General features: G+C 42.2%; 7 protein-coding genes and 1 pseudogene. 5 read left to right on the top strand and 3 right to left on the bottom strand.

All coding sequences use genetic code 11. The annotated features are described in order from the left end of the window. Positions 1 to 25 precede the first annotated feature (25 nt). Positions 26 to 517, top strand: coding sequence for a peptide-methionine (R)-S-oxide reductase MsrB (gene msrB / locus AACX33_RS26045; RefSeq protein WP_193999747.1), 492 nt, complete (start codon positions 26 to 28; stop codon positions 515 to 517). A gap of 158 nt (positions 518 to 675) precedes the next feature. Here the strand turns inward: msrB and AACX33_RS26040 are convergent, their stop codons facing one another. Continuing rightward, complete coding sequence (locus AACX33_RS26040; protein ID WP_227788825.1) at positions 676 to 4,617, bottom strand: DUF4912 domain-containing protein; 3,942 nt, start codon at positions 4,615 to 4,617, stop codon at positions 676 to 678. Between the two features lie 302 nt (positions 4,618 to 4,919). On the opposite strand from AACX33_RS26040, the pseudogene AACX33_RS26035 reads away from it, so the two are divergent. From AACX33_RS26035 to AACX33_RS26025, 3 genes and pseudogenes are all read left to right on the top strand, one after another. Next, positions 4,920 to 5,100, top strand: a pseudogene (locus AACX33_RS26035) ((2Fe-2S) ferredoxin domain-containing protein); the annotation flags it as partial. 75 nt (positions 5,101 to 5,175) lie between these two features. After that, on the top strand, positions 5,176 to 6,378 hold the full coding sequence (locus tag AACX33_RS26030; RefSeq protein ID WP_193999953.1) for an ABC transporter substrate-binding protein: 1,203 nt from the start codon (positions 5,176 to 5,178) through the stop codon (positions 6,376 to 6,378). Positions 6,379 to 6,409: 31 nt separating this feature from the next. Next, positions 6,410 to 7,510, top strand: coding sequence for an iron ABC transporter permease (locus AACX33_RS26025; protein ID WP_193999745.1), 1,101 nt, complete (start codon positions 6,410 to 6,412; stop codon positions 7,508 to 7,510). A 46-nt stretch (positions 7,511 to 7,556) separates the two neighbouring features. On the opposite strand, the gene AACX33_RS26020 is transcribed toward AACX33_RS26025, so the two are convergent. Both AACX33_RS26020 and AACX33_RS26015 read right to left on the bottom strand, forming a co-directional pair. Next, the gene (locus AACX33_RS26020; RefSeq protein WP_193999743.1) at positions 7,557 to 8,657 is read right to left on the bottom strand and encodes a precorrin-8X methylmutase; all 1,101 of its coding nucleotides are present in this window, start codon (positions 8,655 to 8,657) and stop codon (positions 7,557 to 7,559) included. A 170-nt stretch (positions 8,658 to 8,827) separates the two neighbouring features. Beyond that, on the bottom strand, positions 8,828 to 10,372 hold the full coding sequence (locus AACX33_RS26015) for a hypothetical protein (RefSeq protein ID WP_193999741.1): 1,545 nt from the start codon (positions 10,370 to 10,372) through the stop codon (positions 8,828 to 8,830). Positions 10,373 to 10,554: 182 nt separating this feature from the next. Between AACX33_RS26015 and AACX33_RS26010 the strand changes: the two genes are divergently transcribed. Continuing rightward, on the top strand, positions 10,555 to 11,930 hold a 1,376-nt coding region (locus AACX33_RS26010), incomplete at its 3' end, for a heavy metal translocating P-type ATPase (RefSeq protein WP_227788824.1).

Raw genomic sequence — 11,930 nt, 5'->3', positions numbered from 1 at the left:
ATTAGTTAACGATAAGATATAGATCATGAACAGACGCTATTTTTTAAATGGTAGTGCAGTCATCGGCACGACATTCTTAGCAAGCAATATCAACCGGGGTTCCGAGAACATGACAACTTCTAAAAGCCAGTTTGCAATTACTAAACCTGAAGAAGAGTGGCGGACAATTTTAACGCCGGAACAGTTTCGCGTCTTAAGAAAACACGGTACTGAACCCGCTTTCACTAGCGCACTCGATAAGCAATACGATCAGGGGACTTTTGTGTGTGCTGGCTGTGGACAAGCACTGTTTACCTCTGACACCAAGTTTAACAGTGGTACTGGCTGGCCGAGCTTTTTCCAACCAATTGAAGGCGCGATCGCTATGACTGTAGATCGGTCATTTTTTATGACTAGAACCGAAGTGCATTGCAGCAACTGTGGTGGACATCTGGGTCATGTGTTTAATGACGGCCCTGCACCCACTGGTAAGCGTTACTGTATGAACGGTGTGGCGATGAATTTTGAACCTGCTTAATTGATTAGGGAGTAGGGAATGGGGAGTGAGGAGTGGAGAGTGGGTAAAGTTGAAATTATTTTGCACTTATTCACTGTATTCTGCCTTTCCTCTTCTCCCCTTCGACTGCGCTCAGGGCAAGCCTGCACCCTGCCCCCTGCACCCCTGCCTCTTCTCCCCTAGCCTTCGGAATTTTCCTGAGAGAAATTCTTCGTGATAGTTGCAGTGTCCTTCCCATTCGCAGCAATTGCTGTCATCACATAGTTAATGGAGTCATCTGAGAAAGGAATCCGCAGGTGAAAAGTTCCATCTGATTTGAGTTTGATGGGTTTACCCGCAATATTTACTGTTGCACCTGCTTCTGTTGATCCGTGGATAATTAATTCCACATCTGCAACAAACCAAAAATCTACTTGGGGACGACTAAAGACACGAATCGTTTCCGAACGAACGATGCACTCCCAGCGATCGCCTTTTGCAAGATAACCGATTTCGGCAATGTAGTCATGGTTAGTTGCGGGAATTGCCACATAGCGATCGCTGGTGATTTCGTCGCATTCGTACTGCTGTACTAGATTGGGAGTCTGATAACTCAAGTCTAAATCTGTGACATCATACAGTCGCAGCATTAATTGAGAGATGTTGTTATTTTGAAGTATTTGTGTGTGAGTTGGGGAAATATACCAACTAGCATAAGCCCATTTGGGAGTCCGGCATTTCAGCAGAAGACTACTCTCACTATTTGTATTGGGCAAATCCACCAATGTTGCATCTTCTGTGGCGAGATTTTCATCTGTGTTATCTGTCAAGGGTATACCAAAGACGCGAATTCTTGGAGAACGCGCAATTGTGATCCAGCGATCGCCTGTCATTAAGTAGCCTATTTCGGCAAGATAATCGCGATCGCTTTGGGGAATGGCGATATATTTTTCTTCTCTTCCTGACTCTATTTCATAGTGCTGCACAAACTCCGGAGTCTGATAACTCAAGTCTAAATTTGTGACATCATACAGCCGCAACCCTAATTGAGAGATGCCATTATTTGACAATGTTTGCTGGCACATTTCACCAATATTCCAACTAGCATATGCCCATTCGGCATTTCGGGTCTGGAGAACAATAGTTTGCTCCCCATCGAGATTGAGAACCGGGTCTTCTATGGTATCTTGCCGGGGTGTAGCAAAGACGTGAACCCTGGGGGAACGGGTAATTGTGATCCAGCGATCGCCTAAACTGACATAACCTATTTCCGCAAGATAATCACAATCGCTTTGGGGAATGGCAAGATAAAGTTCTATCTCTGAATCAAGTTCATATTCCTGAACAAACTCCGCAGTCTGATAACTCAAATCTAAATTTGTGACATCATATAGCCGCAGCCTTAATTGAGAGATACCCTGATTTGCTAATGCTTGCTGACAAGTTTCCCCAATGTCCCAAGTCGCATAAACCCATTGGTCATTTCGGGGCTTGAGTACAATACTTTGTTCCCCATCGAGATGAAGTTCTGGGTCTGCTGTGGTATCTTCCAGAGGCGTAGCAAAGACGCGAACCCGTTCGGAACGAATAATTGTGATCCAGCGATCGCCTGAACTGACATAACCTATTTCCGCAAGATAATCGCGATCGCATTCGGGAATAGCAAGATAAAGCTCTATCTCGGAATCAAGTTCATATTCCTGAACAAACTCCGCAGTCTGATAACTCAAATCTAAATTTGTGACATCATATAGCCGCAGCCTTAATTGAGATATGCCCTTATTTGCTAATGCTTGCTGGCAAGTTTCCCCAATGTACCAAGTCGCATAAACCCATTCCGTATTTCGGGGCTTGAGGACAATACTTTGTTCCCCATCGAGATGAAGTTCTGGGTCTGCTGTGGTATCTTCCAGGGGTGTAGCAAAGACGCGAACCCTTTCGGAACGACTAATTGTGATCCAGCGATTGCCTGGACTGACATAACCTATTTCCGCAAGATAATCGCGATCGCTTTGGGGAATGGCAAGATAAAGTTCTATCTCTGAATCAAGTTCATATTCCTGGACAAACTCCGCAGTCTGATAACTCAAATCTAAATCCGTGACATCATATAGCCGCAGCCTTAATTGAGATATGCCCTGATTTGCTAATGCTTGCTGACAAGTTTCATCAATGTACCAAGTCGCATAAACCCATTCCGCATTTCGGGGCTTGAGGACAATATTTCTCTCGCCATCGAGATTCAACAAAGGCATTTCTGGCGTATCATTCAGCACTTCTTCCTCAAAATCCGGCTCACATTGATTGCCAGCCGATGCACCAATAACTGTTCCCACAAAGGTGGCGCTATCTGCAAAAATATCTGACTCCTCTGGCAGATCAGCAACAGTTTCATCGTTGACAGGTTCAGCTGCATCCGCGACTACATTCAATATATCTTCAGTAATATCTGGGAGTAAGGGATGAGAATTTGTGACCTCATCTGATATTTGTTCACTTGATGGGGATATTACTTCATCATAATTACTGTCATCTGTTGTATCATCAGTGGTTGCTACCTGAGAGCCGACACTGGCTTCTGTAGTCATATCGCCAGCTAGGTCCCTAGTTTCATTTGAGATCACATCCGTAATTAAATCCGGTTCTAGCTGGGGCTGTTCTGCTATTTCGTCACTAGAATCTTTGACATCGAGATTTTCCCCATCAGATACCACATCTGAAAACTGCGACTCTTCCCAGCTCGCCTGAGAGATATCTGGTAATTGAGGGTATGGAGTATTGACAACAGATGCCGGTGCTTCTATATCCCAGGGAGATGGCTCTTCATCAAAAGACTCTACTTCCGGATAATTACTGTCATCATTGGTTGTCAGCGATTCTTCTTGATTACCGACTTGTTCATCCCAAACCGACCCGATAGCGTCATCCTCGAACGACATTTCGTCGAGAGGTTCACCCACAGCCGGAGCAATATTTGGATTATTTGTTGCCACTTCATTCTCCCAAATATCCGGGGAGTCGCCATCTGAGGTGTTATTTTTAGCCTTACTTGGCCATAGGCGTGAGCGGAAAAGCCACAATACTAAAGCCACAATCACAGCCGTAGGTAACAAAAGCCACCACAGAGGTATTTCGTTAGAACTAGATTCTGGAGGCTGCTGTTGATCTAATGTTCCTGCATCTTGAGTAGGACTTGCTGGTGTTTGTGCTGCACCCTGGGCGATGATGGGCAAAGCCCCGCCTCCGGCGATCGCGCTTGCGGCTGTGGCTCTAGCTGCTTCTATAGCTTGCTGTTGTGGTGATAGAATAAAGCCGAGAAAACTGGCTACATTGGCGCTAGGATTTTCCCTGTAAGCATAAACTAGAGGCTGAGAATAGGGATAGTTAGGATTATCTGGTAAAGTTTCATTTAACGGAACCACACGCACATTTGGCAGTTGCGACACATGATGAGCCATTGCATAGCTGATACCGTCATTGCCTAGTTGTTTAACAATTTCGGCAGTATTATCATCTGCTATTTGGGTAGCATTAGCACCCGTGGTGAATTCAGCACCTTTGAAAGACGCATAAGTGCGAAACGCATTGCGGGTATCACTGGTTTCAGGGCGATCAATGAATCGAATCGTACCTTCATTTCCTCCCAGTTCTGACCAGTTGGTAATATTTCCCCGGAAGATATCGGCGAATTGCTGATCAGTCAAACTCCCCTGAAAAGGATTATCTGTACTAACTATGATGGCAATGTTTTCTTGGTAAAACTGTTCTTGCGCCAGACCTTGGGTTTGTTCTTCTGGAGTCAAACCACGAGCGATCGCTACTAGATCAACTCTTTCATCTAACAAAGCTGAGATAGCCTCATTAGTCCCATTAGCAGCAACTTCTACACTTGTACCAGAAAACTCTTGCTCAAAGCGTTGTTTTAAACTTTGGTTGATTGCAGCCAAACTCATCGAACCATCAATCCGCACCGTAGTTCCATCTTCCACAGTTTCCGGTAGTGGAAAAGAATCAGCGTCAGTGGCAGATTGTGCCAGCACTGGTGTCGGTACGAACAAAGGTACTGCCATAGGGGTAGTAGCAAAGGACAGTAATAATGCCAGACTGACGATCGCACTATCTTTTTTTTCTTGTTGCCACATAATGCTGTTTATCTAGGTACAGAAAGCTGGACAATCATGAATTTTATCTTTTCATGAAAGAGCAGACGCGCTAATTATACATCTGGTATTAAATTTATTCTAATTTTCTGTTACTCAGACTGTGAATTAACCAAAACAGGATACTCCGCTGATCTCTTGCGTAGATACACTGAAGAATTCATGGCTAACCGCAGGGTACACAGATGAGTCAATGCCAGCGAATAACCGGATTTAGGCGCAAAAAGTCCTAAAAATTTCTGACTTATGCCGAAATTACCAGTTGACAATATCCCCATGCAGATGCGGGTTTGGATATTGAAGTCAGGACATCTGGCTGTTTAGAGGTTTGCAAATTGGGGCTAGGGCGTGTTTCATTCTGAGGATAGGAGTTGGTACACTTGCGTTACTCCTGATGTGGCGGAAATTATTGTTGAGGAACATTTGGTGAGGGGTAATCAGGTCAGGGATTATTCTTATCCTCCTGTGTCGGATGAATTTGGATTTATTGAACCACAGAGGCGCAGAGAACACAGAGGAAGACATGATAGAGGAAAATATATGAGGTTTGCTCAGGTTCGTCGATGGAAAATCAAGTTTTTTCTCTGTGTTTTGTTTTTGGTTGCTACGTTGGTTATTGCTTGTAATAAGACCAGTCCTCTGGGTAGCAGCGCCTGTGGTCAAAAATATGATCCAACTATTGATTATTTTCCGGCAAAAGTGAGCGTTAATTATGCGACTGGTTTTGATGTGGAGTATTATAAACATTACAAAGTTGTCACGGTTAAAAATCCTTGGCGTAATGCTAATACGGGTTTTCAATATGTTTTAGTGCAGTGTGGCGCACCAGTACCGCCGGATTTTTTAGAAACGCAAGTAATTACTGTCCCGGTAAATTCGGTTATCTCTCTTTCGACGACTCATTTACCTCATTTAGCTAAGTTAGGAGTGGTGGATAAACTCATCGGTGTGAGTGATTTTAAACAAGTCAATACGGCTGAGGTAATTTCCCGAATTAAAGCCGGAAAAATCACAGAAGTGGGGAGAAATAATAATGTTAATATTGAGCAGATATTAGATTTAAATCCCGACTTAATTACAACCTATGCGGTGGGGAATTCACAGTCAGATAGTTATCCGCAATTAGTAGATGCTGGGTTAAAAGTCGCCATCAATACTGAATATATGGAAAATTCTCCGCTAGGAAGAACTGAGTGGATGAAATTTACAGCTTTGTTTTTTAATCAGGAAGAAATAGCGGAAAAGCTATTTAGTGAAATTGCTAGAAAATATGAAGAAATTGCTCAAACAACCAAGTCTATAAATAATCGTCCTAGTGTATTTGTAGGATTCAACTTTAAAGGAACTTGGTATATGCCAGGAGGTAATAGTTATGTCGCTAAATATCTCAATGACGCTGGGGCAAATTATCTATGGAATAATGATAACACTTCTGGTAGCCTTCCCCTATCTTTCGAGATTATCTTAGAACGTGCTGCTAATGCTGACTACTGGCTGAACTTTAGTCAAGCTTGGCAGAACTTAACAGATTTATTGAATGCAGATAATCGCTATGGTGATTTTCAAGCTGTAAAAATAGGCAACCTTTATAATAATGATGCCAGATTAAATGAAAATCAAGGCAACGACTATTGGGAAGGAGGTATTAGTAACCCGGATGTGGTTTTAGCTGATTTAATTAAAATATTTCATCCTGATTTATTACCCAATCATCAATTCGTTTATTACCGCAAATTAACTTGAGGACTAAAGTCCTCACTACGAACTTTAAACAATGCGTGAAATCCTCTCTTTCTTCACTTGGCGTACTTGGCGCACTTGGCGGTTCGTTAAATTCCTAACTCATAAAAAATCAACCCAACAATATCTAATTTTCCTCACCTTACTATCAGCTTTAATCTTCGCCTTTTTACTAGATTTAGGTTTCGGTTCAGTCCATATACCCATTAACGAAGTCCTGACCATCTTACTAGGAGGAGAACCAGAAAAAGCCACTTGGACAAATATTATTCTCAAATTTCGCTTACCCAAAGCCTTAACAGCAACCTTAGCCGGCGCAGCTTTGGGAGTCAGTGGTTTACAAATGCAAACATTATTTAGAAATGCTTTGGCGGGACCTTTTGTATTAGGAATTAGTTCTGGTGCAAGTTTAGGTGTAGCTTTGGTTGTTCTAACAACAAGTGCTACTGGTGCTGGTGCTATGTTTAAAGGTTTAGGAATAATTGCTGATTTAAGTTTAGTTATAGCAGCCAGTTTAGGCGCAGGTTTAGCTTTAGGTTTAGTTTTACTTGTGGCGCGTCGGGTTCAAGATACAATGCAACTGCTGATTTTAGGTTTATTATTTGGCTATGCTACGAGTGCTTTAGTGAGTATTTTGTTGCAATTTAGTGAAACTAATAATATCCAAACTTACTTACAATGGACTTTTGGCAGTTTTGGCGGTGTGACTTGGACGCAAATTTTAGTTTTAGCCCCTGTGGTGGTTTTGGGGTTGGCGGTGGCTATTCTGTTGTCGAAACCTTTAAATGCGCTGCTGCTGGGTGAATCTTATGCTAGTACTCTGGGTTTGGCTGTGCAACGGACTCGGTTTTGGTTGATTACTAGTGCTTCTATTTTAGCAGGGGCAATTACGGCTTTTTGTGGTCCGATCGCCTTTTTGGGGGTTTCGGTTCCTCATCTGTGTCGGAGTTTATTTAATACTTCTGACCATCGGGTTTTGGTTCCTGCGGTGATAATGATGGGGGGTATTTTGGCTTTGGTTGCAGATTTGGTTTCTCAGTTACCTGGAAATCAGTTGGTTTTACCTCTCAATTCGGTGACGGCTTTGATTGGGACTCCGGTTGTTACTTGGTTGATTTTGCGGCGGAGGGGGTAGGAGGAATGTTTCGCGCAAAGGCGCAAAGGCGCAAAGGGGGAAAGAATTAAGAGGTAAGATGGCAGTGGCAATGGGGTTTATTTATTAGTGTTTCTAGTAGGGAGTTGAGGGTTGTGGCGGCTAGGAGTCCTCCGCCAAGGGTTCCTTCTATGGTTATGTATGGTGTTGGTTGTTCCATGAGTCTGCGTTTGGCTGCGGGGGCGTGACTGAAGCCTATGGGTAAGCCGATGATGAGGGCGGGTTGGATTTTTTTCTGGTCTATGGCTTCGCAGATTTCTAGGAGGACTGAGGGGGCGTAGCCTATGACTAATATACTGTTTTTACTAATTTGGGTGAGTTTTTTTCGCCATTTCTGCTGTTGCCAAAATTCTGTTTCGGCTTCTGGGGCGGTGGTAATATGGGGGTTGTCTATTAAGGTGATGGTTTGACAGCCGAGGTGGGTGAGTCTGGTTTGATCTAAGGCTGCGGCGACGGTGGGGATATCTACGACGATGTTACACCCTGATTTGAGGCTTTCTCGACTGGTTGCGATCGCACTTTGACTGATTTTCACAAAGGATACTAAACTAACATCACCGCTGGCTAGCACTAATTGGGCAATTAAATCTTGTTCAATTTCGGAACGCTGGGATAAGTCGGGTAAAATTCTCTGCAATGATTCGGTGAATGCTTCTGGATGATGATGTACTTCTGCATCTAAGCCACTCCACAATTGATTGAGTTCTCCTAGTCCGATTTGGGTTTCTACTTCTAAATGTTTGAGTTGGGATAGGACTTCGGCTTGCATGATTTGACAATGGCGATCGCGTCCGAGTAAGTTCTCTAAGGCTGAGGCTGTTTGTCGCAGTTGGGTTATTTGCTGCATCACCGCCCGATATTGCTGCTGGAGTTGTTCTATGAGGTTGTCTGTCTGTGGTTCGGTTTCTAATATGTTGCGAATATGGTTGAGTTGGAAACCTTGATTTTTTAGGGCGACGATGCGCTGCAATCTGATTATATCTCTATCTGTGTACAGCCGATAATTGCTAGGCGATCGCTCTGGTTGCGGTAATAGTCCTAGTTGATGGTAATGTCTCACCATGCGGGGGGTTATGCCTTCTCCTACTGCATCGGTAAGTTCTTTAATTGTTAAGCAACCAGTATTCATAGTTAAATATTTGCTTTTTCAGTGTTTATTTACTTTATGGCAATTCCCATTCAAGTGAGGTACACGCAGTAATAATTAAACGCAGATGGACGCAGATAAACGCGGATATTTTTGTATTTAATTTTTCAGCGCCAAGCCCTGGCTACGCCAACAGAAATTCAATATAATTTCTATACTTTATTTACCCAATAAAGATAATATCGTTCATCATTCACCCAAGCTTTTTCAAAAGTTTTGATTGGCACAATCTTTAAATCCTGGTTATTTACATTCAGTTTTTTATTTAAAATTAGCAAAATTTTGCTGTTGTCTGGTTGATTTGTTAACAGTGAAGTAATTTGTCCTAATATTTCAGGTTGTTCTATCGGTTGACGACCGGCTTTGAAAAGTGTAAAACTTCCCAGCTTTTGCAGTTCAGGATAATATAATTTTCGGTTGAGATAACCCGATAATGCCGCCATATTAGCATCTCGACTGGCAACAATAAATTCATCATTTAATTGAGAGGCTTGGATATAATTAGCTGTTGCCCGACTAGCTGAATATGGGATAATTAAGTCTTTGGTAAAACTGCCAATTCCGCCAATAAACTGCACATACAGGATGAGCATAAAGGCTATATGATGCCATTTGTCAGTAAAAGTAATTGTTTTTGGTTTGATTTTAAATTTATTGATTAAAAATGCCGATTCTGCATAGTAACTTCCCAACCATAAGGCTGCTATAAAAATTAAATAAAAATGTCCAAAATGTCGCGGCGCACCTAAAAATCTCAAATAGGTAAATGCCAAGATAATAGAATTACCGATGATGTAAAAAAACAACGCCACAGGCTTTTTAGTTAGTTTAATTACCGTTAAAACCACAACAAATAAAACTATCAAACCACACACAATTAAATCGAGCCATCTTTTATGTGTGGGTATGATTAAGAAATAACTGCCAAATAATCTCCCTAGACTTCTGAATAAATTACGCAAATCTAATTGATTCACCCATCCATTCTCTAACCCACCATGAAGATAACTATCTGCTGGTGGAGTAATAATATAAATCGATAAAATCAAAGAAAATAAGATAATTCCCAGGCTTAAAAATAAATCGTATTTGGAACTTTGGCTAAAATACTGATTTCGATGTTCAATGTCAAACCAAAACTCGACTAGCAAAGTCAATAACAAAGAAAATGCCACAAATAAGGCGTAAGCACTACTATTAGCCAGCAAACCCAATAAAATTGCTAAGTAAACATAAGTTTTTTTCCGGGATGGAAATAATTTACAAAAAGCAAAAATGAATAGCATACTAAAAGCATAATTGCGAGATATCAGCAGATATTCATTAAAAGGAAAGAAACCAAAGGAGAATAAAAACTTTTGTTGATGATTAAAGGGACTATATAAGCAAAACAGAGCAACGGAAACCATCGCCATAGCTAAATGGAACATTTGCATAATTACGGGATTCTCAGAAATGTTTCTGAGAACTGCTAGACAAAAATACCACAGCACTGGATGTCCTTCGTAATGAATATTGGCAATTAAATCTCCAAAGGTTTCACTATCTCTGACAATTAGCCAGGGGTTTAGTTCATCTCTCCACATTGAATGGTTGAGAATACCGATTAAACCGAGAGTAGAAAAAATAATTATAATCAACCAAGGTGATTGAAATGATAACCTTGAAATCCGAGTGATGCCTTTTTTTTCTAGCATTGTTACTCCAGAGTTTTTTATCACAGTTAATTATCCGGTAAAAACCATTTTTTGGTAAATATTTTTTAACGCAGAGGTACGCAGAGGTTAACGCAAAGGTACGCGGAGAGGTTTTTTGTGGGGTTGACATTGACAGTGATGTCAAGGTTTAGGGTTAGGGAGTGATTATTTATGCAATTCTTATGGTTTATTCTCAGCGTTTTACAGAATTTACAGAAGAACATTCGGATACTTTGGCGGCTTTGGTTTGTGGAATGCTGTTGTTTCTGGGCTGGTTGGCTTTACATATTGGTTGGTTGGGATGGGCTTTGCTGTTTTTACCTGCTGCTTATGTGATTGGTGGTTACGAAAGCGCCCGTGAGGGTTTGACTACTCTGATTCAGGAAAAGGAGTTAGATGTCGATTTGCTGATGATTGTGGCGGCGCTTGGTGCTGCTAGTCTGGGTTTATGGCGCAGGGAATATCATCTGATTATAGATGGGGCGATTTTGATTCTCATTTTTGCTATTAGTGGCGCTTTGGAAGGTTATGCGATGCGGCGCACTGAACGCAGTATCAAGGGTTTGATGAGTTTAACTCCAGATACAGCTAGGGTTTTACTGAAGGGAGAGGAAGAAATGCTTCCCATTACTCAGCTGAAGGTGGGTGATGAAATTATCGTGAAACCAGGTGAGTTGATTCCTACTGATGGGTTGATTGTTTCTGGTTATAGTACTCTGAATCAAGCCGCAATTACAGGGGAATCTTTACCTATTGAAAAGTCTGTAGGAGATGAAGTTTTTGCAGGGACGCTGAACGGTTTTGGGGCTTTGAAACTTCAGGTACACAAACCAGCTTCTAGCAGTTTGATTCAGCGTGTAATTCGATTGGTGGAACAAGCACAGACGGAAGCACCCCCTTCTCAACAGTTTATTGAACGATTTGAACGGATGTATGCGCGGGTAATTGTGGTTGCTGGTTTATTGTTAGTCTTTTTACCAACCTTTATTTGGGGTTGGAGTTGGGAAGTTACGATTTACCGCGCTTTGACTTTTTTGGTGGTGGCTTCTCCCTGTGCGCTGATGGCGGCAATTATGCCTACACTGTTATCAGGAATTGCGAATGGTGCGCGCCAAGGGATTTTGTTTAAGAATGGGGCGCAGTTGGAAAAAATTGGTCAAGTTCGCGCGATCGCCTTTGATAAAACTGGTACTCTCACTACAGGTAATGTCCAAGTATCTCAAGTAATTTCTAGTAGTGAATATTCGGAAGCTGAGGTATTAAAAGCCGCAGCCGCTTTGGAATCTTGCTCAGAACATCCCATTGCGAAAGCCATTGTCCAGGCGGCTGGTACAGAGTGGGTGCGTGGGGTTGATGTCCAAGCTATACCCGGACAGGGAATTGTCGGTTTTGTCAACAATCAACAGGTGTTTGTGGGGAATGCCGTTTTTATCAAGCAATACGTTACCCAGTTCCCAGAGGAGTTACAAAAATCGGCGCAATCTCTGGAAAATGAAGGTAAAACTGTGGTTTGGGTAGCAAAGAACCCCACCCCTAGCCCCTCCCCGCAAGCGAAGAG

The sequence above is a fragment of the Nodularia sp. LEGE 04288 genome (genome assembly GCF_963896525.1).
In the GTDB taxonomy this organism is placed as follows: domain Bacteria; phylum Cyanobacteriota; class Cyanobacteriia; order Cyanobacteriales; family Nostocaceae; genus Nodularia.
This window is presented reverse-complemented; position numbering and strand designations above follow the sequence as displayed.